The 24,067-nt window shown below is 63.8% G+C and carries 20 protein-coding genes; 4 read left to right on the top strand and 16 right to left on the bottom strand.

The genetic code is table 11. The features are described from left to right. Positions 1-29 precede the first annotated feature (29 nt). From proS to IC761_RS16710, 6 genes are all read right to left on the bottom strand, one after another. The gene (proS, locus tag IC761_RS16735; protein WP_195804278.1) at positions 30-1,349 is read right to left on the bottom strand and encodes a proline--tRNA ligase; all 1,320 of its coding nucleotides are present in this window, start codon (positions 1,347-1,349) and stop codon (positions 30-32) included. 146 nt (positions 1,350-1,495) lie between these two features. Next, the gene (locus IC761_RS16730) at positions 1,496-3,058 is read right to left on the bottom strand and encodes a copper resistance CopC/CopD family protein (RefSeq protein ID WP_195804277.1); all 1,563 of its coding nucleotides are present in this window, start codon (positions 3,056-3,058) and stop codon (positions 1,496-1,498) included. Beyond that, complete coding sequence (locus IC761_RS16725; protein WP_195804276.1) at positions 3,058-3,576, bottom strand: YcnI family copper-binding membrane protein; 519 nt, start codon at positions 3,574-3,576, stop codon at positions 3,058-3,060. The genes IC761_RS16730 and IC761_RS16725 overlap by 1 nt, the downstream gene beginning before the upstream one ends. 31 nt (positions 3,577-3,607) lie before the next feature. Further along, complete coding sequence (locus IC761_RS16720; protein WP_195804275.1) at positions 3,608-4,129, bottom strand: copper chaperone PCu(A)C; 522 nt, start codon at positions 4,127-4,129, stop codon at positions 3,608-3,610. A gap of 41 nt (positions 4,130-4,170) precedes the next feature. Continuing rightward, positions 4,171-6,651 carry a TonB-dependent receptor gene (locus IC761_RS16715; protein WP_195804274.1) on the bottom strand — a complete coding sequence of 827 codons (2,481 nt, stop codon included), beginning with the start codon at positions 6,649-6,651 and terminating at the stop codon, positions 4,171-4,173. A gap of 85 nt (positions 6,652-6,736) precedes the next feature. Next, complete coding sequence (locus IC761_RS16710; RefSeq protein WP_246791534.1) at positions 6,737-7,108, bottom strand: DUF2946 family protein; 372 nt, start codon at positions 7,106-7,108, stop codon at positions 6,737-6,739. 481 nt (positions 7,109-7,589) lie between these two features. Here IC761_RS16710 and IC761_RS16705 point away from each other — a divergent pair, with 481 nt between their 5' ends. The 4 genes from IC761_RS16705 to IC761_RS16690 all read left to right on the top strand — a co-directional run bounded on the left by IC761_RS16705 (position 7,590) and on the right by IC761_RS16690 (position 11,693). After that, entirely contained in the window at positions 7,590-7,994 is a 405-nt protein-coding gene (locus tag IC761_RS16705; RefSeq protein WP_195804272.1) for a globin, read from the top strand. Positions 7,995-8,120: 126 nt separating this feature from the next. Beyond that, on the top strand, positions 8,121-9,143 hold the full coding sequence (locus IC761_RS16700; protein WP_195804271.1) for a sugar ABC transporter substrate-binding protein: 1,023 nt from the start codon (positions 8,121-8,123) through the stop codon (positions 9,141-9,143). A 6-nt stretch (positions 9,144-9,149) separates the two neighbouring features. After that, positions 9,150-10,652: a sugar ABC transporter ATP-binding protein gene (locus IC761_RS16695; RefSeq protein ID WP_195804270.1), complete on the top strand. Its 1,503-nt coding sequence runs from the start codon at positions 9,150-9,152 to the stop codon at positions 10,650-10,652. A gap of 12 nt (positions 10,653-10,664) precedes the next feature. After that, positions 10,665-11,693, top strand: a complete 1,029-nt coding sequence (locus IC761_RS16690) for an ABC transporter permease (protein ID WP_195804269.1) — start codon at positions 10,665-10,667, stop codon at positions 11,691-11,693. A gap of 285 nt (positions 11,694-11,978) precedes the next feature. Here the strand turns inward: IC761_RS16690 and IC761_RS16685 are convergent, their stop codons facing one another. The 10 genes from IC761_RS16685 to IC761_RS16640 all read right to left on the bottom strand — a co-directional run bounded on the left by IC761_RS16685 (position 11,979) and on the right by IC761_RS16640 (position 24,057). After that, positions 11,979-12,953 (bottom strand): ABC transporter substrate-binding protein, encoded by a 975-nt coding sequence (locus tag IC761_RS16685; protein ID WP_195804268.1) that lies wholly within the window; start codon positions 12,951-12,953, stop codon positions 11,979-11,981. Between the two features lie 13 nt (positions 12,954-12,966). Continuing rightward, positions 12,967-13,998 carry an ABC transporter substrate-binding protein gene (locus IC761_RS16680; protein WP_195804267.1) on the bottom strand — a complete coding sequence of 344 codons (1,032 nt, stop codon included), beginning with the start codon at positions 13,996-13,998 and terminating at the stop codon, positions 12,967-12,969. Between the two features lie 135 nt (positions 13,999-14,133). Next, on the bottom strand, positions 14,134-15,447 hold the full coding sequence (locus IC761_RS16675) for a nucleotide disphospho-sugar-binding domain-containing protein (protein ID WP_195804266.1): 1,314 nt from the start codon (positions 15,445-15,447) through the stop codon (positions 14,134-14,136). Then, a complete protein-coding gene (locus IC761_RS16670) occupies positions 15,444-16,079 on the bottom strand; it encodes a TetR/AcrR family transcriptional regulator (protein WP_195804265.1) in 636 nt (211 codons plus the stop codon). The genes IC761_RS16675 and IC761_RS16670 overlap by 4 nt, the downstream gene beginning before the upstream one ends. Positions 16,080-16,193: 114 nt before the next feature. Continuing rightward, the gene (locus tag IC761_RS16665; RefSeq protein ID WP_195804264.1) at positions 16,194-16,574 is read right to left on the bottom strand and encodes a response regulator; all 381 of its coding nucleotides are present in this window, start codon (positions 16,572-16,574) and stop codon (positions 16,194-16,196) included. An 8-nt stretch (positions 16,575-16,582) separates the two neighbouring features. Further along, on the bottom strand, positions 16,583-20,236 hold the full coding sequence (locus tag IC761_RS16660; protein WP_195804263.1) for a GAF domain-containing protein: 3,654 nt from the start codon (positions 20,234-20,236) through the stop codon (positions 16,583-16,585). Between the two features lie 72 nt (positions 20,237-20,308). After that, complete coding sequence (locus IC761_RS16655; protein WP_195804262.1) at positions 20,309-21,346, bottom strand: ABC transporter ATP-binding protein; 1,038 nt, start codon at positions 21,344-21,346, stop codon at positions 20,309-20,311. After that, on the bottom strand, positions 21,339-22,319 hold the full coding sequence (locus IC761_RS16650; RefSeq protein WP_195804261.1) for an ABC transporter ATP-binding protein: 981 nt from the start codon (positions 22,317-22,319) through the stop codon (positions 21,339-21,341). The genes IC761_RS16655 and IC761_RS16650 overlap by 8 nt, the downstream gene beginning before the upstream one ends. Continuing rightward, on the bottom strand, positions 22,316-23,137 hold the full coding sequence (locus IC761_RS16645; protein ID WP_195804260.1) for an ABC transporter permease: 822 nt from the start codon (positions 23,135-23,137) through the stop codon (positions 22,316-22,318). Before IC761_RS16645 ends, IC761_RS16650 begins: the two co-directional genes overlap by 4 nt. Beyond that, positions 23,134-24,057, bottom strand: a complete 924-nt coding sequence (locus tag IC761_RS16640; RefSeq protein ID WP_195804259.1) for an ABC transporter permease — start codon at positions 24,055-24,057, stop codon at positions 23,134-23,136. Before IC761_RS16640 ends, IC761_RS16645 begins: the two co-directional genes overlap by 4 nt. Positions 24,058-24,067 lie beyond the last annotated feature (10 nt).

The following is a 24,067-nucleotide window of genomic DNA, read 5'->3' as shown; positions in this document are numbered from 1 at the left end:
GGCGGCCGCGATCGAACGATGAACAATATTCAACCGACCAGCCGGGCGACCACGTCCGCCGGCGACAGATTCTCGCGTGAGCCGTCGGCGCGCCGCTTCAGCTCGACCTTGCCGTCGGCGAGCCCCTTCGGCCCGATCATGATCTGCCAGGGGATGCCGATCAGGTCGGCGGCGGCGAATTTGGCGCCGGCGCGCTGGTCGGTGTCATCGTAGAGCACGTCGACGCCCTTGGCCGACAGTTCCGCATAGAGCTTCTCGCAGGCCGCATCGACCGCGGTATCGCCCTGCTTCAAGTTCAGCACCACGGCGCGGAACGGGGCGACCGCTTCCGGCCATTTGATGCCGGCATCGTCATGGCAGGCCTCGATGATGGCACCGAGCAGGCGCGAGACGCCGACGCCGTAGGAGCCGCCATGGATCGGCACGTCGACGCCGTCGGGGCCCGCCACCATCGCCTTCATCGGCTCGGAATATTTGGTTCCGAAATAGAAGATCTGACCGACCTCGATGCCACGGGTGTTCACCCGCTTGTCGGCGGGCACTTCCTGTTCGAACCGCGCGGCGTCGTGCACGTCTTCGGTCGCCGCGTAGACCGAGGTCCACTGCTTGATGATCGGCGCCAGGTCGCCCTCATAGTCGACGTTCTCGTCCGGCACCGGCAGGTCCAGCACGTCGCGATTGATGAACACTCCGGATTCGCCGGTCTCTGCGAGCACGATGAACTCGTGGCTGAGATCGCCGCCGATCGGGCCTGTCTCGGCGCGCATCGGGATCGCCTTCAGCCCCATCCGCGCGAAGGTGCGCAAATAGGCGACGAACATCTTGTTGTAGGCGACGCGCGCCGACGTTTCGTTGAGGTCGAAGGAATAGGCGTCCTTCATCAGGAATTCGCGCCCGCGCATCACGCCGAAGCGCGGACGCTGCTCGTCGCGGAATTTCCATTGGATGTGATAGAGATTGAGCGGCAGGTTCTTGTAGGACTTGACGTAGGCGCGGAAGATCTCGGTGATCATTTCCTCGTTGGTCGGCCCGTATAGCAGCTCGCGCTTGTGGCGGTCGGCGATCCGCAGCATCTCCGGGCCGTAGGCGTCGTAGCGGCCACTCTCGCGCCAGAGATCGGCGAGCTGCAGCGTCGGCATCAGCAGTTCCAGCGCGCCGGAACGGTCCTGCTCCTCGCGCACGATCTGCTCGATCTTCTTCAGCACGCGGAAGCCGAGCGGCAGCCAGGCATAGATGCCGGCCGCCTCCTGCCGGATCATGCCGGCGCGCAGCATCAGCCGATGCGAGACAATCTCCGCCTCTTTCGGATTTTCCTTCAGGATGGGCAGAAAGAACCGCGACAACCGCATGGCAATACTCGGAGAATCGGTAAGGGGTTGCAGTGAAACCGGATTGGGAACGAAAACACAAGACCGGGAATGAGGAAAAGCCGCTAACACGGCGGAATTCCTGTCATTTTTCCGTTGACTTCAGGTTCGACTTGAACCGCCTCGTCTCAAGGCGGCTGGACCTCGAGCTCGTCCTCGAGTGTGACCTTCTCGAAATCGGTCACCAGCGCGTCGATCCGCACATGCCAGCGGCCGGCGAAGGGCAATTCGACCTTGCGCACATGCCAATAGCCGTCGGGCCCCAGCTCGGCGTCGCGCTCGATCGGCTCGATGCCGCGCTCCGGCAGGCTCAGCGTCAACGTCGCCTCCTTGGCCTTCAGCGGCGTCGCCTCCCCGGTCATCAGCTGGAGCACGAAATCGTCGATGCCCGACTTGCCGGGCGACACCAGCACCTGGAACATCGCCTTGTCGCTGTGGATGTGGATCGCCAGCGGGGTGTCCGGAACGATGGTCCGCGGCGGCGGCGTAAAGCGCCAGCCGGCGACGACGGCGAGGATGCCCAGGGCGGCGGCGCATTCGACCAGGATTGAGCGTTTGAGCGCGGGTGCAGCCTTGTGCCCTTTCGCCAGTGCCGGTGTCAGACGGAAACGGTTGAGCGCGGCGAGCGCCAGCAGGGACAACACCAGCGCCAGTTTGATCGTGAGGATGACGCCGTAGCGGGTCTCGATCAGCGCCGAAAGACTTTCGAGCTGGATCACCGCAAGTGTAAGGCCAGTCAGCGCCAGCATTGCAACGACCGGCATGGCAATATGCGAGAAGCGATTCAGGAGGGGCAGTGTCGCCGCCGTTGGCCTCGACACCAGCACCATCAGAGGGGCCAAAGCGCCGATCCAGAAGGCGACACCGAGACCATGGAGGAAGACCGCCGGCCGCGTCAGCACCTCGGGCGGCGCAGTCGCGGCGTGCCCGGTCATGGCGAGCGACAAGCCGACGCCGGCGAATGCAATGGCGGCAAGAGCACGCGCGTACCACGCGCGATCGAGCGCCATCAGCGCGAGCAGCATCGCCGTGACGGCGACGAGCAAGGCGGGACCGGCGCTGGTCGCGAACGCGATTGTCCACGGCGCAGCCGTCATAAGCGCTGCCGGCGGCAGACCGAGGAGGTCGAGGCCCAGCACGCCAATGGCGACGGCGGCACTGGGAATACCAACCATCAGCGCAACGCGCGGCACGGTCATGCCGGTCATCGACCACGCAATCCAGCGCCCAAAGAACACACCGCCGACGCCGACAAAAAGCCCTAGATAGAGACCGACCTGCGCGAGCCAAATCAGGGCGTTCAAGCGACCGTCGACATTGGCGGGCGGTTGTGTCGCCGTCGGCCCGCCCACGGAAAAGATCACCGATCCTGCCACGGGATGGCCATCCTGCGAGATCACGCGGTAGCTCACGACCGCCGTCCCCTGCGGCAGGTCGGCCGGCATCGTGACCGAAATGCTCTCGCCCGATGTGATGACGCGAGCATCGCCACGCGCCTTCCCTGTTCCATCGATCAGCTGGATCGCACCTCGCGTCACGGCCTCGTTGAAGCGCAGTTCGACCGCCTTCGGCGCGCTCGTCAGGATGCTGCCGCTCGCCGGCTCGACCGAGATCAATGCCGCATGCGCGAACGCGCCGGCTGGAGTGCCGGCGAACAGAAGCAGCGTCACGAGCGCAGCAAGACGGCGCATTACGGCTTGGGCAAGAGCTTCACGCCAGGCGCCGGCGACTTGTCCTCATGCGAGTGCTCGGCCCCTTCCGCCGGGATTTCGATCCAGCGGCTGACGCCCTTCTCGCATTCCTGCACGACTGGGAAATACAACGTGGTGTTTGGCTTCAGGCTGTCGGTGAGAAAGGAGCTCAAGACGAACTCGTCGTAATTGTGGTCCGGCAGCTTGCCGCCGGACCAGACCACCTCTTTCGCGCCCGAAGTCAGCTTGTTGCCGTGATAGTCGTACTCGGCGGCATAATTACCCTCGACGACATCGACGTTCCAGCCGGCCTTCGGCATAGGCTTCACAGCGATGACACCTTCGGGAATCTGCACACGGATCTTGACCGTCGGCGAGCCCGAACAACCGTGCGGCACGGCGAAGACGGCCTTGTAGGACGCACCGACCGTGGCCTGCTTGCCGTCGAGATAGACATGCGCCGCCGCAGGCGATGTGCCGAGCGCGGCCAACAGGATTAACCAGGACGTCTTCGACATGTTCGTCTCCCGGGGAGCTAGATCGCGCGCGTCACATTTTCATTCCCGAATGATCGGGCATCTTCTTCATCATGCCTCCTCCGCCGCCGGGCGCCTGGGCGCCAACGCCTTGAACGTCGAGGGACACGGCAACCTTTCCGGCCCTCTCGAACTCGAGCGTGACCGGCACCTTGTCACCCTCCTTGAACGCACCCTTCAGGTCCTGGAGCATCAGATGATAGCCGCCAGGGGCGAGCTTCACGGTCTTGCCGGGCTCGATGATGAGGCCCTTGTCCAGCGGACGCATCTTCATCACGCCATTGTCCGTCGCCATCTCGTGGACCTCGGCCTTGCCGGCGATCTCCGCCGAGACGGCAACGAGCTTGTCGGGTGCGGTCCCTTTGTTCTCGATGGTGAGAAAGCCGCCGGCGACCTTGGCGCCGCCCGGCGTCGCCCGGCTCCAGGCCTGGGTGATGACGAGGTCACCGGCCTTGACGTCCCCGGCGCGCGCAGGCGCGGCGATGACTGCGGTAGAGAGCGCAGCGAGCGCGAAGATGCGTGAGAGCTTGTTCATGTCGATTGCCTTTCTTGTCGCCGTTGAATTTGTCCCATCCGTCAGAACGTGTACTTGCCGGCGAGAACGAAAGTTCGTCCCGGGAACGGATGGAACAGGAAATACTGCTCGTTGAAGAGATTATCGATGCCGAAGTCGAACGCGAGATTCTTCGTCGCGTTATAGTGGATTTTCATGTCCACGACGAAGAAAGGATCGAACGCCTGATACACGTGCTGGACGACGTCGGTATTATCGAGAGTTGCGTACTGCTTGCCAGTGTAGCGCGCCGCGACCGTATAGACCCAATTGTCGTCCGGACGGTAGCTTACGCCGAATTTGGCGCGCCACTCGGGCACATTCGGCACGCGTTTTCCCACAACTGTCGTGGCACCCTTCCAGGCCGGGTCCGAAATGATTCTTGAATCGACGTAAGTCACGCTGCCGAACGGTTGCAGACCGCTGATGAGCACGTTGTCCTCTTCGGCGGACAGCTCCATGCCCCGCATGCGAATGGCGGCCACGTTGCTGACCGCTGACTGGAACGACTGCCCTCCACTTATGTCCTGCACCGTCGTGGTTTGCGATATCAGCGCGTTATTCGTGCGCTCAGCGAAGACGGTGAGCCTTGCCCGGCCGTCTTGCCAATGCCGCTCGAGATTGAGTTCGCCGGTGAAATCCTGCTCAGGCGAAAGTCGCGGATTGGCGAGGTAGGTAATGTTGCTGACGGAGATGTTTTGATAAAGCTCGGTGACGGTGGGATAGCGATAGGCTTCGCCAAAGTTTCCGGTGATATTCCAATCCTTGTTGGGATCATATGAAAGCGAAACCTTGGGCGAGAAATTGGTGGAGTTGAGGTTCGGTTGAGTGGTCGGCTGAAGCGTCACGACCGGTACTGGAACGGCAGCGGTGCCTGTACCTGTTGCGACGGTCGAGTTGACATTGAAACCATCAAGCGCCTGCCAGTTCTCCAATCGCCCGCCGAGGGTCAACTTGACGTTCGGTGTGATCCTCCAGGCATCTTGCAGCCACAAGGCTTCGGTTCGCGTCTCACCGACACCGGTCGAATAGAGCTGACCATTTCCGGTCGAGGGGGCATTGTACCAAATCGTCGATCCGTAGACGGGGTTTTCAAGCCGGTAGCGATCACCGTGAACGCCAAAACTGATTTCGTGCGGACCATCTATGCCGAAGGGACGCCAGATGCCCTTGGCGTCGGCATTCTGCCAGTTGGTGCCGTCCATCCGCGTCACCTTGCCGTTCAGCGAATAACCGACGCCCGGCCCCGGTGCGATGGTATACGGGTTGAGAAGGGTGTCCTGGAGATAATTGTAGCTCGAGACCGCGAGATCAAAGTCGAAGATGCCCTTGGTGTTGCTTTTGAGCGAGACGGCGTTGCTTACGTTCAGCTGATCCCAGGTGTACTTATTGCTGGCAAAGCCGGTCACGCCTCCGAATGTCGGCAAGCCGGTTACCGTGGATTTCAGATAGGTCTGTGGATCCGACGTCTGGTGATTATTCCAGACACCGAATGAATAGGTCGCCTGAACCAGCGGGGTGATATCGTAGGCAAGACGAATGTTGCCAGAGGTCTGCTGGGAGTGCGCCAAGGCGCCCGCGCCAACGACATCCGCAACCCCACCTGTCCGATTGGACGCGATAAAGGTCCCCGTCGTGCCCCCCGGAACAGAGCCATTCGTCACATACGTCAACGGCTGCTGAAAACTATCGAGATAGTTGGCGCTGACGAGCCACGACAACTTGCCGTCGCGGTTGCCAGCGGCCGCGCTGGTCTGGCTGGTCACGTAGGTGTCCCTGGTGCCGTATTGATTCCACGGCATCACCGAGACCGTTTCCTTGGCGGCCGCAAACGGCTTGTCCGGCATTTTTGACGTGATCAGGAGGACGCCGCCAATCGAATTGCCGGGATAGGCGGCCGCAAACGGACCATTGAGAAAGTCCACCCGCCCGATCGCCTCGGGCGAGATCAGATTCCACTTCGGCGAGGCGCCGGAGTTGTTGTTGCCGATCAGCGCCGAAATCAGGAGGTCGTCGTAATAGATGAGCGTGCGCGCACTGGAATTGAGGCCCCAGCTTCGCGTCGCGAGCACGGCCTGGTTATCGCCGTCGTTGCGCTTTCGCACGAACAGGCTCGGCATAAATTTAACGGCGTCCTCGGGATCCTTGAGATTGATGGTCTCATCGGCCTCCTTCGCCGTGATGCTGAAGGATCGCTGCGGCAATTGATAGCGCGCCACGACCGCCGGAGGATCCAGCGACGCGCGGGCGTTGCCCGCGCCATGATCATTGGTGGCGGCTGATGAGGCGGCCCGCTCGGCCACCGGCTTTGCCGACGATCTCCTGGCGCCAGCTGCCTGAGCCACAGGCCTGCGAGGCTTGAGCTTCACCGTTGTGGGTGAATCGACGGTCACGGCCGGCAGCTCTCTTTGGCTGCTCTGCGCAAAAACGCCGCTCGACGAAGCGAGCAGCGCTGCCTGAACGGCAACGACACTCACGCCGCAGCGGGCATGACGAGATAACATGGGGCATTCCTGACGCCGGCAGCCATCGCCAGCCAATTGACAACATCAGTCGCCGGCGGACAGACCGCGGCGACACCGAGGGTCGTCAGGAAAACTGGGGAGGCCCGCGCGCCTGGGCGCCCGAGCCCTTATGGACCGCGACGACGGACGCATCCGCCTGATGCCACGCCACGCGCTCGGCATGGCGGAACGGAATGGAGAGCGTCACCTGCGGCGGCGAATCGAGCGACGCGCTGGCCTGCACCAGGCAACACAGCGCACACGCGCCCGCATGTGCTGTCGGTGTGTCCTGGTCGTTTGGGCTGCCCTGCTCGCTCACACTGTGGCAGATGACGGCGGCCGACAACGGATCGGCAACGGCCTGACCGGCCGCCCAGCAGGCGGCAATCGGCGCCAGCACCTGCATCACCAGCGCGAGCAGGACCACGGGTAGGAATTTTTGCAGCCGAGCGCGCATCCGCCGAACCATTCGTTCGTCTGCTAACTAAACACCGCACCAGCGCCGAGTCGAGGTCGCTTCAACGGCTTGGTCGTCTTGGTGAAAGTTTTCGGGAAACTGTGCTCGACCGGCCCCGCCTGGAGCCAGGAATCCAGCATTTGAGGCAGCGGCCGCGTTCCCCATATCCACAGATATCTTATACTTGTCATGTACTTACGGGGGCAGCAGCCCGATCATTGCGTTAACTGCTCGAATTTTGAACAATCGTTGCCGAAAATGATGACAAGTGAGAAAAGTTGATCTAGCATCTCTCTTGCTCAGGCTGGCCGCAAGGTCGAAGTCTGGTGGTCCAAGTCTCGGGAGGAGCCCCTGGCGCGCAAAACGCAGCGTCGCCCCGCCAATCAAGATCAAATCTTAGAATCGGGGATAATAGGGTCGACACAATGTTTGAGCGGGGCTAGGGCCCCGCTCTTTTTTTGTCTGCGTGGCTGAAGCACCGATGAACGCTTCCCCCAATCCGATCGAGCAGAGTTTTGAGCTCGCAGCACAGCGCTGCGCCGATCTCACGCCGCTGGTCTACCAGCGTCTGTTCCGCGAGCATCCCGAAACGCAGACGATGTTCCGCTCGCAAGGTTCAGAACTCGTGAAGGGGTCGATGCTTGCGCTGACGATCGAGGCGATCCTCGATTTCGCGGGCGAGCGCAGCGGGCATTTCCGGATGATCGCCTGCGAAGTCGCCTCGCATGATGCCTATGGCACGCCGCGCGAGCTGTTCATCGCCTTCTTCGTGGTGATCAGGGATACGCTGCGCGAGCTCATCGGCGACGAATGGTCGCCGGAGATTGCGCGTGCATGGGACCAGCTGCTCGCTGAGATCGACGCTTTCGCCGGCATCGCAGCGTAGCAGCTTTGCGCTGCACCAACGTTACGATTGCAGATTGAGTGGCGTGAACTCTTCGATTGTGACAGACTTTCGGACATCGGTCGCGCAATCAATGACGCGCCGACGAAAAATACATGGGAGCGAGCGATGTCCGGGACGAAAGATTTCTCGACGACGAGGCGCGATCTTCTTCAGGCGGCAGCGACCGCCGGCGCCGCTACTGCCATCCTCGGCAGCATGGGCATAAACCCCGCGCTGGCGGCCGAAGTCGGACGCAGCGAGAAGCCGCTGAAGGCGGCGTTCTCCAATGCGGGCCTCCAGGCCACCTGGTGCGCGCAGGGCAAGCAGGCGGCGGAATTCTGGGGCAAGCTGTTCAACGTCGAGGTGACCTGGTTCGACGGCCAGCTCGATGCCGTGAAGCAGCGCGCCGCGATCGACAACATGGCCTCGCAGAAATGGGATTTCGTCGCGATCCAGGCTTTCGGCATCGGCACCCTCACCCAGCCGGTACAGAAGATGATCGACGCCGGCACGCCGGTGATCGATATGGATACGCTGATTGCGCCCCTCGATCAGATCAACGTCCACTCCTTCCTCGCCCCCGACAACGAGTTCATGGGCGCCTCGGTGACGCAGGCGCTGTGCAACGCCATGGGCGGCAAGGGCAAGATCATCATGACCCAAGGCGCGCTCGGCCATACCGGCGCACAGGGCCGCGCCAAGGGTTTCAACAACGTCGTCAAGCAATTTCCGGCAATCGAGGTGCTGGATACTCAACCCGCCGATTGGGACGTCTCCAAGACCGCACGGCTCTGGGAAACCTATCTCACGAAGTACCCGCAGATCGACGCGGCGTTCTTCCACAATGACGACATGGCGCTCGCCGCCGCCAACATCATGAAGGCCCACAACCGCACCAACATCCTGATCGGCGGCGTCGACGCCATGCCGCCGGCGATCCAGGCGGTGAGCGAGGGCCGCATGTTCGCAACCGTCCGCAATCCGTCCTGCCGCATCCACGGCGGCGCGATCGTCGCGGGCGTGGCTGCGGTCGCAGGCGGCGAGAAGAGCGGACAGGGCATTCCGAAAAACGTCGTCACCGACGGCCCCGTCGTGACCAAGGCCAATGCCGCCGGCATGCAATGGATGCAGGATCACTTCCTGATCTGAGTTTCCATGTCTGCGGGACCACGGCCCATCCTGGAACTTGAGGGCATCACGAAGAGCTTCGGCGGCGTCGAAGCGCTTCGTGGTGTCGACTTCGCGCTCTCTCCCGGCGAGATCCATGGTCTCGTCGGCGAGAACGGCGCCGGCAAAAGCACGCTGATGAAGATCATCGCCGGCGTGCACACCGAATTCTCCGGCCGCTTCCTGCTCGACGGCCAGGAGACCCATTTCCGCTCGGCGCGCGACGCACACGCGGCCGGCATCGCCATGGTGCATCAGGAGCTCTCGGTCGCGCCCGATCTCACGGTCGCCGAGAACGTCTTCCTCGGCAACCAGCCGACCAACCGGCTCGGCCTTGTGCAGTGGCGGCGCATGGCGCGTGAGGCCGGCGAGCAGCTGTCTCGATTCGGCATCGACGTCGATCCGATGTCGCGGCTCGGCGATCTCCCGATCGGGCTCCAGCAGCTGATCGAGATCGCCCGCGTGCTGTTCTCGGGTGCGCGCATCGTCATCCTGGACGAGCCCACCTCCGCCCTCTCCCCACCCGAGGTCGAGCGGCTGTTTGCGACGCTCAGGCTACTGCGCGAGCAAGGCACGGCCATCGTCTTCATCTCGCATTTCATCGAGGACATCCTGCTGGTGTCCGACACCGTCACCGTGTTCCGCAACGGGCGGAAGGTTGCCGAGACCGCGGCCGCCGCGACCAGCAAGGGCGCGCTGATCGAGGCCATGATCGGCCGCGGCGGCGAAGCGCTCGGGCACAGCTACAGCGACGATCTGATGCTGCCGCGGCCGAGCGACAGCTCAGTGGTGCTGAAAGTCAACCAGCTGTCGCTCGCCCGCAGTCTCCAGGACGTCTCGTTCGAAGCCCGCGCCGGCGAGGTGCTCGGCATTTACGGCTTCATGGGCTGCGGGCAACAGGAGCTGTCGCGCATCCTGTTCGGTAAGCTCAAGCCGGACGGCGGCACACTGATCGTCGAAGGCCGGCCCAAAACCTTCGCCAGCACGGCAGCGGCGCGGCGCGCCGGCGTCGCGCTGGTGCCGGAGAGCCGGCGCGCCATGCTGTTTCACCAGGAGCCGGTCTACAAGAACATCTCGATCAGCATTCTGGACCGCATCTCGTCGCTGCTGCTCAAGCCTGCGCAGGAGCGCGATATCGCCAAGCACCAGGTCGAGCAGCTCCAGATCAGGCCGCCGGTGGTCGGCCTCGATCTCGGCATGCTCTCCGGCGGCAACCAGCAGAAGGTCGCGCTGGCGAAATGGCTGACCTATCCGCCCAAGCTGCTGGTGCTGTGCGAGCCGACCCGCGGCATGGATGTCGGCGCCAAGAACGACGTCATCAACATCGTCCGCGACCTCCGCGCCAGGGGGCTCGCGATCATCGTGCTGTCGACCGAGCCGGAAACGGTGCTGTCGCTGGCCGACCGCATCCTCGTGCTCAAGCGCGGCGCATTGGTGCGGGAATTTGTCAACGAGCCGGTGAGCAAGGACCGCCTGCTGGAGGCGGCGTGACGGAGAAGCACCATGGCGAGCAGTGAGACGGCCCCAGCGGCCAAGCACGGAGCCAGTGGCCTCCGCCCCTTCCTGCGCTCGCAGATGCGCAACATCGCGCCGTTCCTGACGCTGATCTTCCTGTCCGGCTTCTTCGCTCTCGCCAGCCCCTCCTTCGCGACGATCGACAATCTCGGCAACATCCTGACGCAGGTGTCGGTGACCGGCATCATCGCGGTCGGCCTCACCTTCGTGATCCTCTGCGCCGAGATCGACCTCTCGATCGCCGGCATCGCCAACGTCACCGGCATCGCGGTCGCCTATTTCACGCTGCAAGAGTCCTACGTCAACATCGCCAACGTGCCGCTGCCCGGCGCGGTCGCGATCCTGCTCGCCATCCTGCTCTGCGCGGCGCTCGGCCTCGTCAACGCGCTGGGGCTGACCGTGATCGGCATCCCCTCCTTCATCATGACGCTCGCCATGATGCAGATCGCGGCCGGCATCTCGGCGATGCTGGTCCGCGGCCAGATCGCCTACAAGGTGCCGAGCCTGATCACCACGCTCGGCTCGGGCGCGATCGGCGGCATCCCCTGGATCGTCATCGTCGCCGCCATCATGCTGCTCGGCGGCCATCTGGTGCTGACCTACACGCGCTTCGGCCGCTACGTCTACATGGTCGGCGGCAACCGCGAGGCGGCCGAATATTCCGGGCTCAACGTCAAGCTCATCTTAGGCAGCGTGATGATCATCTCGGCGGTGTGCTCCGGCATCGGCGGCATGCTGGGCGTCGCCCATTTCGGCAGTGCGCAGCAGAACGAGTTCGATACCTATCTACTCGACTCCATCGCCGCCGTCGTGGTCGGCGGCACCAGCCTGTTCGGCGGCCGTGGCGGCATCGGCAACACCATCGTCGGCCTGTTCGTGCTCGGCGTCCTCAACAACGGCCTCGACCACGTCAACATCGACAGCTTCCTGAAGATCCTGATCCGCGGCCTGATCCTGCTGGCGGCGCTGATCATCAACGTCTATGCGCAGCGGCTGAGGGAGAAGGCGGCGGAGTAGTCAGCCCTCAAAACAAAAACGCGAAAACAACCCCATGCACAGTACAAATCATTGGGGAATTTGGCGCGGAGCGGTTTGAGCGTCTCGGGCCGGGACGTTTGACTCGTCGGGCAAAACAGGAGCATGATGTTATCATGGCGATGTGCCCCTAGCGAGGTCGGGCCCTCATGAAACTCCCTACTCGATCACCTCTTCGGCGCGCGCCTTGACTTCCAAGGACGAGTAAAGCCGCCAGAAATTCACGTCGCTGCATTTCACTCCAAAGCCGTACCGAATGCGACCGGCTCATTCGATCACCTCGTCCGCACGCAGCAAAAACGTCTCGGAGATCGGAAGCCCGATTGCTTTGGCCGTCCTGAGATTGATCACCAACTCGAATTTAGTTGGTTGCATCACGGGCAGATCCGCCGGCCTGGCGCCGGCAAGCACCTTGCCTGCATAAATGCCGGTCTGGCGGTAGCCGTCGGCGAACAGCGCGCCGTAGCTGACAAGGCCGCCGACTTCGGCGAACTCGCGGCGGAACGACATTGTTGGCAGCCGGTAACGCAAGGCGAGCGCGGCGATATGCGTCCGGTCGGACCCGTAGAACGGGTCGTTGCAGGCGAGCACGGCGCCGATGTTCTGCTCGTCGAATTTGGCGAAAGCGGCATCCACTTCGGCCGGGGTACTCGCGTTGATCACGGCGACCTCGACCGCCAGGCGGTTGACGGCCTCCCTGACTTCCTCGGCCTGCGCCCTCGCGGCGGGATAGCCCGGGTTGATCATGACCCCGATCGAGGCATTCGGCAGGAGCTCATGCATCAACTCCAGCCGCTTTGCTTCGAGAGTCGCGCCGATCATGCTGATCCCGGTGACGTTGCCGTCGCCGCGATTGAGGTTGGCGACCAGCCCGGCCTTGACCGGATCAGCCGCGGTGATGAAGACGATCGGGATGGTCGAGGTCGCCGCCTTGGCGGCGCGCCCGGGATCGCTGCCGCCGGCGGCGATGATCAACGATACGGGGAGCCTGACCAATTCTTCCGCGAGTGCAGGCAGACGCTCATACTGGCCGTTGGCCCAGCGAAACTCGATCGCGACATTCTGGCCAACCGTGAAGCCGGCCTCCTTCAAGCCTTGCAGCGTCGCTGCCACGAGGTTTTGCTGGTCACCGGCAAAGCCGCTGCCGAGAAAGCCGATGGTCGGCCTCGGCTGCTGCGCGACCGCCGCGAGGGGTTGCGCCAATGCAGCACTCAGGAGCGAGAGGAATGTTCGCCGTCTCACGAATGTCTCCTGGTCACTCGATCACGTCATCGGCCAGCGCGAGCATCGACTGCGGCACGGCGATGCCGAGCGCTTTGGCGGTCTTCTGGTTGATCACCATCTCGAAGCGGGTCGGCTGCTCGATCGGGATGCTTCCGGGGTCGGCGCCGCGCAGGATCTTGTCAACATAGTCGGCGGCGTGGCGGTAGATGTCGTGAAGGCTCGCGCCATAGGACACAAGGCCGCCGGCATCGGCAAACTCCCGAAATCCGAACACGGCAGGAAGCTTCTTGTTCAACGCCAACTCGGCTAGCCTCTTTTCCTCAATCACCATCAGAGCGTCGGTAAGGATGACGAGAGCCTGGAAACGCCCATCTCCCATATCGGCGAAGGCCTTGTCGATCTCTCCCGCGGACCGCGCTTCGAACGCCGCGAGCGCAACGCCCAGCTTCTGCGCCGCGTCCTGCATTTGCCGGTATTCCGACAGCTTGTTGTGGTCACCGGGATTGAAGAGCACCGCGATGTTATTCAGCGAAGGAATGAGCTCCTTCATCAATTGAAGGCGCTTGCCGGCGAGTTCAGAGGAGATGCAGGTGAGACCCGTCGCCTTTCCTCCCGGTCGCGCGATGCTCGCAATCAGGGAATCCAGGGGATCGCAGACCACGACGACGATCGGGACATTGTCCGTGGCGTCCTTGGCGGCCCGCAGCCCTTGATCGGCACCCGTGAACACGGCGTCCGGATGCTCACTGACCAGTTCGCGCGCGAGCGCGGGAAGCCGGTCGAGCTGGCCCTGCGCCGAGCGTACGACGATCTCGATGTTCCTTCCCTCGACGTAACCGAGCCCGTGCAGCGCATCCAGAAAATCCTGGTAGAAGGGACTTGAGGACGGAGCGGTCTGCAGCCAGCCGAGCCTATATGTCTTCGACGCCGGCTGGGCCTCCGCCGCGACGGGCATCATGCAACAGACAAATCCGAAGGCCGCCGCAAACATATGCAGCATGCCGACTCGTTGATATCGGCTTATCTTGCCGCTCCCACTGCCGCCTACGCGCAGCAGGCTCACTCCCCGACACCGCCGCAATGCCTATTTCCCCAATGAAAATGGCGGCGTCTCGTCCGGCGCCCCCCGCATGAATGCTGAGGAGCCTAGCGTCAGCGCGGCCGGTTGTGAACCGTACCGTGCAGATTTGGCTGCGGTTCAGGCGATGGCACTGGCTCGATCCGCCTTGGCGGCGGGGCAGGCCTCCCCCCGCGCCAGAGCTTCGAGCTCGGCCATCAGGGTACTCGTACGCGCCTCCGCCTCGACGACAGTGCCGAGCGCGTCGGCTCGCGTCCGGAAGCCGGGCTCGGAGAGGAGACGGCCAAGCGCGGCGTGGATCTCCTCTGTCGGAGCCATCCGCGAGACCGCGAGGCCTGCGCCGCGTTCGGTCACGCGCACGGCGTTGTCGGCCTGGTCGCGGCCATGCGGGATGATAAGCATCGGCAGGCGATGCATCAGGGCCGCCATCACCGTGCCATGCCCGCCATGCGTCACGACCAGCGAGGCCTCTTTCAGGATTTCGAGATGCGGTGCGCTGCGAACCACGACCGTGTTCTCGGCAGGCACCAGCTCATGCGGCTCGATCGGGCCACCCAACGTGATCAGGAGACGAACCGGCAGCGAGGACGCGGCATCGATCACCCGTTGCAGCACGGCGGCATGATTCTGAAAGCTGGTCGAGAACCCCGCAAGCACGAGCGGACGGGGATCGTCCTTGCTCCAAGGCGAGCACCATCGGTCGGCCCAGACGGGGTCGCCCATGAGCGGGCCGGCATACCGCATGTTGGGTCGCAGCTCGGCCTGCTCGAAATCAAAGGCCTGCGCCGTCCCGAGCCAATGCACCGATGCGGCCGCGCACTGGTCCGCGAGATGCGCGAGCGGCGCCAGGCCGAAGCCTTTCCGCGCCGCGTTGAATTCCGGCAGCGCGGAATCGAAGATGGCCGTCATTTCCAGTCGGGACGCGTCCTGGATCGCCGTGTCCGCCGGGGTCCGCGCGATGCCAAGGCCGGAGCCAAGCGGCGCGATCCCCGGCAATGGAAAGAAGCTGATCATCGTGCCGAGAAGCGCGAGCTTCTGGCCGATCGCCTCCGCGCCCAGCATGGGGCCGAGAAGCATGTCGAAGCAGACGACGAGATCGGCCGGCTCCTGCCTCAGCTCTTCGATGGTGTCCTCCGCATAGGCCTGCGCCGTGCCCGCAAGGAATTGGGCGACCATGCCGATGCCCTGCTTGTCGTCCACGCTCCAGTCGGGCGGATCCTCTTCGCGGTTGCGGTCGACACGGCTGGGGGCACGTTGCCAGGTCCTGAACCGGGCTCCGGCAGCTTCCACATCGCGGCGGTTCAAGCCGTCGCTCATGACGCGCACGCTGTGCCCGGCCACAACGAGCCGGCGCACGACCTGCATGATCGGCGAGACATTGCCCCCGAGATGGGCGGTCACGAACAGGAAGTTCAACGGCTTGCGAACGGTCATGACGAAGTGTTCCCTCCCGATGCGAGTGACGATGCGTGTGCCAGAACGGCCTCGACGAGCGTGCGCAGGGCCCGGGCGACCTCCGAGCGCGAGCGCTGCATGTCGCGCCGCATGAGTTTCCAGGTGTAGACGTCGGTTACGGCGACGAGCGCGTCGAGCGTCGTCACCCAGTCCGGCTGGGCAAGGCGATCGAGCCAGGGCGCGTAGGTTGCCGCCGTGATCGTGCGATGCCGCTCCCGACCGAGATCAAGCAGCCGTTTCAAGGCGGGATAACGCGGCTCCTGCGCCAGGTTGCGGATGACGCTGTCGCCCCAGGCCTCGTAGAGATCGATGAGCCGGTCGATGGCTGCCGCGACATCGCCCAGCGGTGTCGCGCGGTCAATGGCGACCGAGGGAATGAAATCCTCGACGAAGGCCTCGAGCAGCCCCTCCTTGCCACCGAAACGACGGATCACCGTTCGCACGTGGACGCCCGCGCGCTCTGCAACCTCCTCGAGAGTCACCTCATCGAACCATTGCCGCCGCATGCAGTCGCTGAACGCATCCAGGATCTGACGGGCCGTCTCCTCGGCCGCATCCGCACGGCCGGTCTGACGATATTTTCGAGGGGGCGGCGTCGGGCTCGATTTCATGTCTATCATAGTGACATGAAATATTGGACCCGACAATATTAATGTCACCCAAAATGACATTAATTTTCGACGTGATTGAACCGGTCGCCCCTGCCGCGAAGCGGCCTCGCCCCTTCACATCAGTCTCGCATCAATCTCCTCGCGCAGGAGAGCAAAGTCGATCGGCTTGGTCAAAAGACCCGTTGCGCCACCGGCCAGCGCCTTGCGCTTGGTGTCGGCATCGCCATAGGCGGTGATCATGATCACCGGAACCTCGGGCCGGATCTGCTTCACCTTCGGCAGCATCTCGAGCCCGGTCATGCCAGGCATGTTGATGTCCGACAGGATCAGGATCAACGACTGTCCGAGATTGTCGGCAATACGCGCCAAAGCGTCCGCGGCGGAATTGGCGAAATCCATCACGAAACGCTGGGCACGAAGATCGCGGCGAAATTGCTGGCGGAACAGAGCCTCGACGTCGGGCTCGTCATCCACCACAAGAACCATCACAGTCACGGCTAACCTCAAGTCCTGTTTGAAAAATTGCTTTTGCGCGGCAATCGGATGATAAATTCGGTAAATTCGCCCGGAGCAGTATCGACGTCGATTGTGCCACCGTGCTGTTTCACGATGATGTCGTGACTCATGGATAGCCCGAGCCCGGTCCCCTCGCCAGCCGGCTTGGTCGTGAAGAACGGGTTGAACATCTTCTCCTTGACCTCGGCCGGGATGCCGGTGCCATTGTCGCGGATGCGGATTTCGACCGCTTCCTCTCTGGCGCGCGTGCTGGCGCTGAGCATGGGCTCAAAGCCGTTCTTATTGGCGCCGTCGCGCTGCGCAACCGCATAGAAGCCGTTGGAGATCAGGTTCAGCAGAACCCGGGTGATCTCCTGCGGAAAGGCCTCGATCGTTCCGGCCTCGGGGTCGAAATCGCGCTTCAGGGAAATGTTGAAGTCCGGCCTCTCAGCCCGGGCACCGTGATAGGCGAGGGTGAGGCTTTCCTCAACCAGCGCGTTGATATTGGTCGGCCGGTGCTCGCCGGAGCCCTCACGGGAATGCAGCAGCATGTTCTTGACAATGGAGTCGGCGCGCTTGCCGTGCTGGACCACCTTGTGCAGATTGTCCTTCAACAGCCCGGTCAGCTCGCCGATCTCTCCGCGGCTCGCCGCCGGCAGCGCGGCCGACTCGAGCGCCTCGTTCAGCTCGTCGACGAGCTCGGCCGAGAGCGCCGAGAAATTGTTGACGAAATTGAGCGGATTCTTGATTTCATGCGCAATGCCCGCAGTGAGCTGGCCGAGCGAGGCGAGCTTCTCGGTCTGGACCAGGCGGTCTTGCGCCGTGCGGAGGTCTTCGAGGGATTGCTCGAGCTCGCGCGTCTTCGCCTGCACTTCCTCGAACAGGCGGACATTGCCGAGCGCGATCACCGCCTGGTCGGCAAAGGTCTGGAGCAACGCGATCTGCTTGTCGCTGAACGGATGGACCTCGTTCCGGCGCAGCACGATCGCTCCGATGCTCTCCTTGTCGCGCAGCAGCGGGACGCTGACGATGGTGCGATGCCCCATTCTCAGCGACAGATCGCGGCCGTCGGAGAAATCGGCATGCCTCTCGTCGCGCAGATCTGCTATGTGGACAGGCTGCTGGTCGATGAAGGCGCGGCCGGCGGTCCAGCGGCGGTTGATCGGCCATTTCTCCAGCCCGATGGGGATCGGACCATGATGGGCGCTGAAGCGCAAATCGTTACCGTCCCGCAACACCACGGCCGCATCATAAGCCTCGCAAACCTCGCATGCGCTCTCGACGATCGCCTTCAGCACGGGAGCCACGTCGGTCGGCGATGCCGCGATGACGTTCAGGATGTTGGCGCTGCCGGTCTGGTAGGTGAGCGCCTCGGTGAGATCCCGCGTCTTGGCCTGCACCTCGTCGAACAGCCGCGCATTCTCGATAGCGATCACCGCCTGGTCGGCGAAGGTCTGGACCAGCTCGATCTGACGATCGGTGAATGGTCCCGGGACCTGGCGCGTCAGCGTCATCACGCCCTCGACCTTGCCGTCGCGCAATAGCGGCACGCTGAGGGCCGCGCGGATACCGGCGAGCGGCGTCGCGGGAAGGTCCACCTCTGGATCGGCCGGCACGTCGGCGACACAGGCGATCCTGCCGGTTGTGATCGCGCGGGCCGTCGCTGTGTTGCGGCCTGCTTTTTGGGGATTCTCCTCGAGCCATTTCACCCATTCTGGATTCGAATCGGCGTGGGACGATGCGCGATAGCGGAACAGGTCGCCATCGCGCAGGAAGATGATGCCGTTCTGGGCGCCGCTGAGCTCGACGGCCGAACGCGTGAGTGTCACGAGCACCGTCTGCAGATCGAAGGCGGAGCGGCTGATGACCTTGAGCACGTCGGCGGTCGCGGTCTGCTGCTGCAGCGACTCCGTCAGATCGCGCGCCTTGGCCTGAACCTCGTCGAACAGGCGCACGTTCTCGATGGCGATCAGGGCCTGGTCGCGGAACGACTCGGCCAGCGCGATTTCATTGTCGCCAAACATATTCGGGCGCGTTCCGGCGACCGAAAGCAGCCCGATGCACTTGTTGTCACGGAGCAGTGGCATGAACAGCGCTGTTTGAAGCCCCAATCTCTTCTGGATCATACGTTCGTGTAAAGGCAGCTCGATCAGCGACCAATCGGGCAGGTGCACAGTCTGCTTCTGCACAATTGCACGCGAGGGAAAGTTGGCTGCCGGGTCGATCTTGACGCGCGGCATGTTGATGAGCGGGAGCCGGCCCTCCGCGCCCCACCAGGTCACGGTCCAGAAGCACTCCTCGTCGCAGCGCTGGATGAAGGCACGGTTGCACCCGAGCAGCCGGATGGCCGTCTGAGCAATGACGTCGAAGACCGGCTGGGCGTCGGTGGGAGACTGGCTGATGACGCGCAGAATCTCCGAGGTCGCTGTCTGCCGGGCCAGGGCGTCCTCGGTTTCGTTGAAAAGCCGCGCGTTCTCGATCGCGATCAGAGCCTGATCGCGGAACGACTCGGCGAGAGCGATCTCGTTGTCGTCGAATTGGCCGGCGCGAGTTCCGGCGATACCGAGAACGCCGATACATTCTCCGTCGCGCAACAGCGGCAGATACAGCGCCGAATTGAAGCCGAAGGTGTCGCGGATCTGGCGTTCGAAGTCGGGCAGTTCGATCGCTGACCAGTCCGACAGATGCAGATTCTGTCTGGTGACGATCGCGCGTGACGGAAAATTGGCATCCGGATCGATCGGCTCGGGCGGGAGATCGGGAAACGGGAGCACGCCGTCCGGCCCGGCGAACGCCACCTGCCAGAACCTGGCACCATCAGTGCGCAGGATGAACGATCGATCGCGCCGAAACAATCGCACGGCGGTCGCCACGATCGCATCAAAGACCGGCTGCACCTCGGTCGGCGACTGGCTGATGACGCGCAGGATGTCCGAGGTCGCGGTCTGCCGCTCCAGCGCCTCTTTCTTTTCGCTGAACAGTCGGGCATTCTCGATCGCGATCACGGCCTGGTCGGCGACACTTTGCAAAAGCGCGAGCTCTCCGTCGGTGAACGGCAGCAGCTGGTCGCGGAAAACGATTAGCGCGCCGAATGCGCCGCCCTCGCGCCGCAGCGGCGTGCCGCAGACGGTGCGGGCACCGCCCGCCCTCGCGTGGGGGAGGCCCGGAAAGTCGGCCATGGAGGGATCGAGATGATCGAGATCCGGGATGTGGATCTGCCGGTTCTCGGCAACCACCGTGCCGGGCAGGTTTCGGCCGCCGACCTTGATGTTGGACCTCGGATAGGCCGAGCCGACCCGTTTTGCGATGGAGCCGACGCGGTACTCCTGCGTGAACTCCCTGCCCTCGGCAAGCTGGACCGACACGCTGGGCGCGTCGAACAGCTCGGCCATCGTCTCGGCAATCTGTTGCAAGGGACGCGCGACGTCGCCCCCGGCGTCGGCGATGGCGCGCAGGATTTCGGCGCTCGCCTGCTGTTGCAGCCCGACCGCTTCCAGTTGACTTTTCAGCCGCGCATTTTCCGACCGGAGTGAAGGCTTTTGCTGCCGCAGCGTGGCCCTGGTCGATCCCGCTCTCTTGGCTTTGGATCCGGTTGGCTCGCGCGGACTGCCCGGTCCGCCCGGCCGGCCGCGTTTTACCGCCCCTCTGCCCGTCTTGGCCATGCGCAAAACCCCCAACTGCCAAAATACGCGATCCTGGCGGGGACGTCTCTAGCCTTTCGCAAACTCCGGATCCTAGGGATGGACGCCCCCGACAGAGGTCAACGCCCCCTGCCCCGCAATCTCCTCACTCCGCCAGCACCGTACTGCATGCCCATCGGGCCGCGTCTCCAGCACGGGCCCCGGCTCGCGCCGACATACCGCTTCCGCATACCGGCATCGCGGACTAAACGCGCACCCATTCGGCGGATTGAGCGGATTGGGCAGATCGCCCCCCGTCGTCGCCAATGGCGCATGGCGCAAGGGATCGGGGATCGCTGATATCAGCGCCTGCGTATACGGATGCGCCGGCCGCTCAAAAATTTCGCGCCAGCCGCCGTTCTCGACGATGCGGCCGAGATACATCACCGCGACCCGGTCGCTCATGTGCTCGACGACGCCGAGGTCGTGGCTGATCATGATGTAGGACAGGCCGAGCGTGTCCTTCAATTCCAGCAGGAGATTGATGATCTGGGCACGAATCGAGACGTCGAGCGCCGAGACCGGCTCGTCGCAGATGACGATCTTGGGGTTGAGGATCAGGGCACGCGCGATGCCGATGCGCTGGCGCTGGCCGCCGGAGAATTCATGCGGGTAGCGATCGGCCTGCTCGGGCCGCAGGCCGACATGCCGCAACATGGCCGCCACCCTGTCCTCGATCTCGCTCTTGGCGGTCACACCATGCACACGCAGGGGATCTTCGAGTGTGCGGCGAATGGTCTGGCGTGGATTGAGCGAGGCGTAGGGATCCTGGAAGACGATTTGCACGGTACGGGCCAATGCCTTGCGATCGCCGGATGGCTGGCCCGTCACGACCTGTCCGTCCACCACGATGCGCCCGCGCGTCGGCGTCATCAGGCCGAGGATCGACAAGGCAACCGTCGACTTGCCCGAGCCCGACTCGCCGACAAGGCCGAGGCACTCGCCTCGCTTCAGCCTGAGATCGACGCCGTCGACGGCGCGAAGCAGCCGCTTGCCGCGGCCCAGCAGGCCGCCGCCCAGCGGAAAATGCACCGCAAGATCCTCGACGCTGAGAATGAGATCGTCGTCCGGCCTGCTCTCGGCCTCATGCATGGTGATGACACCTCACCAAACCGCCGGACTCCAGAAAATCCGCCGTCGGCGCGACGCTCCTGCAAATGTCGGTCGCATTTGCGCAACGCGGATTGAACCGGCAACCGTCCGGGAAACGCGTGATCGCCGGGACGACGCCCGCGATCTCCTTGAGCCTTGTGCGCCCAAGCGCTGCGCGGCTGCCCAGCCGCGGCAGCGAGGCAACCAGGCCCTGCGTATAGGGGTGCGAGGGCGCGCGAAAGATGTCGGCCGAGCCGCGCTCCTCGACGATGCGGCCGGCATACATGACGGCGACGCGGCGGCAGACATTGGCGACGAGGCCGAGATCATGGCTGATCATCAAAATGGCCGTTCCCCGCTCGGCGCATAGATTCCGCATCAGCTCGATGATTTCCGCCTGCACGGTGACGTCGAGCGCCGTCGTGGGCTCGTCCGCGATCAGAAGGTCCGGACCGCATGCGAGCGCGATGGCGATCATCACGCGCTGACGCATGCCGCCGGACAGCTGATGCGGGTAATCGTTCACCCGCCGCTCCGGCGCGGGGACACGGACATTTGCCAGTGCCTCGACCGCCAGCTGGTTGGCCTCCCGCCAGCTCTTGCCCTTGTGCAGCACGAACATCTCGGCGATCTGCCGGCCCACCGGCGAGACCGGGTTGAGCGCCGTCATTGGCTCCTGGAAGATCATGGCGATACGATTGCCGCGCAGCTCGCGCTGCCTGGCGGCTGAAAGGCGCTGAATCTCCTGTCCCCCGAAGCGGATGACACCGCCGCCGACCGACAGCGGCGGCCGCAGCAGGCCGATCAGAGCGAGCGCCGTGATGCTCTTGCCGCAGCCGGATTCGCCGACAAGGCCGAAGGTTTCGCCTCGATCGATGCGGAACGAGATGCCTTCGGCCGCCGCAACGCCCCGCGATCCGTCGTCAAGATCGATGCGGAGATCCTCGACCTCGATCAGCGCTGCCCCCGTCATGTCCGCCGGCTCCGCGACTGCGGATCAAGACTATCGCGCAGGCCATCGCCGAGCAGATTGAGGCCGAGCACCGTCAGGAAGATGGCAAGGCCGGGAAACACCGAAAGCCACGGTGCCGTCGTGATCTGGTCGCGGGCCTCCGACAGCATGCTGCCCCAGCTTGGAAAAGGCGGGCGAACGCCGAGGCCGAGGAACGACAAAGCGGCTTCGGACAAGACCGCACTGCCCATGCCGAGCGTGCCGATCACGATGAGGGGCCCCAGCATGTTCGGCAACAGCTGCGTGATCATGATGCGCAGATCTCCATAGCCGAGCACGGTCGCGGCCTGCACGTAGCCCTGGCTCTTGAGCGACAGCGCCGAGGCGCGCGCGATCCGGCAGGTGAAGGACCAGTTGGTCAGGCCGAGCGCGATCAGCAGGCTGGTCAGGCCAGGGCCAAGCACCGCCATGATGGCGAGCGCGAAGATCAGCGAGGGGATCGCGAGCATGAGATTGGTGAGCCCGTTGACGACATCGTCCCACCAGCCGCCAAAATAGCCGGCGCTCAGGCCCAGCGCCACGCCGATGACGCTGTTGATGAGCTGCGAGACGATGCCGACCGTCAGCGAGATCCGCGCGCCGTACAGCACGCGGGAATAGATGTCGCGGCCCTGCCCGTCGGTGCCGAACCACCAGGTCCAGCCCGGAGGCTCCTCCGCATTCATCAAATTGGCGTCCATGACCGGATCGGTGTGCGCGAGCCAGGGCGCAAGCAGGCCGACCAGGATCGCGAGTGCGAACAGCGCCCCGCCGATGACGAGATTGGCGCGCAGCTTCATGCGTATCGGATCCTGGGATCAATCACGCCGTAGAGCACGTCGATCAGCAGATTGATCGCGAGAAAGAACAGCACCACCACGAGAATGGAGCCCTGGACGGCCGGAATGTCGCGCTGGAGGACGCTGTCGACCAGCAGCGAGCCGATACCCGGCCACGAGAACAGTTTCTCGACGACGACCGCCTGCCCCATCAGCGCGCCGAATTGCAGGCCCATGGTCGTGAGGATCAGGACGAGCGCGTTGCGCATCACGTGCCACTTCACGACCCTGACCTCGCTCATGCCCTTCGAACGTGCCGTGCGGACGAAATCCGCGGTCATGATCTCCAGAACCGCAGCGCGCGTCGTCCGGGCCAACAACGCCATCGGCGAGACACCGAGCGTCACCGCCGGCAGGATCAGATATTTGCCGCCCCCATCGCCATAGCCGAAACTCGGCAGCCAGCCGAGCTTCAGCGCGAACAGGTACATCAACAGCAGTCCAAGCCAGAATTTTGCCAACGACAGGCCCGACACCGCCAAAACCATCGCCGCGCTGTCGACGAGACCGCCCGGACGCAAGGCGGCGACGAAGCCGAGTGGCACGCCGACCACGACCGCAAACGCCATGGCCGCGAAGATCAGTTGCAGCGTCGGCCAGGCCCGTTTGGAGATCATGGTCGTGACCGGCTCGCGCGTGCGGAACGACGTGCCGAAATCACCGGTCGCGAGCTTTGCGATATAGGAGCCGAAGCGGATGTAGACGGGCTGGTCGAGCCCGAGCTGCTTCTTCATGCGCGCCTCGACCTGCGGATCGCTGTCATCGCTCATGGTCGAGACGATGCTGCCCGGCACGACGCTGAACAGCGCAAACACCAGCAGCACGACGGCAAGCACGGTCGGAATGGTTTGCAGGAGACGACGGATCAGGAAGGAAAGCATCGGCCTTTGT

The sequence above is a fragment of the Bradyrhizobium commune genome, assembly GCF_015624505.1.
GTDB lineage: Bacteria > Pseudomonadota > Alphaproteobacteria > Rhizobiales > Xanthobacteraceae > Bradyrhizobium > Bradyrhizobium commune.
Note: the sequence above shows the minus strand (reverse complement) of the source record. Positions and strands in the feature narration are given on the sequence as shown.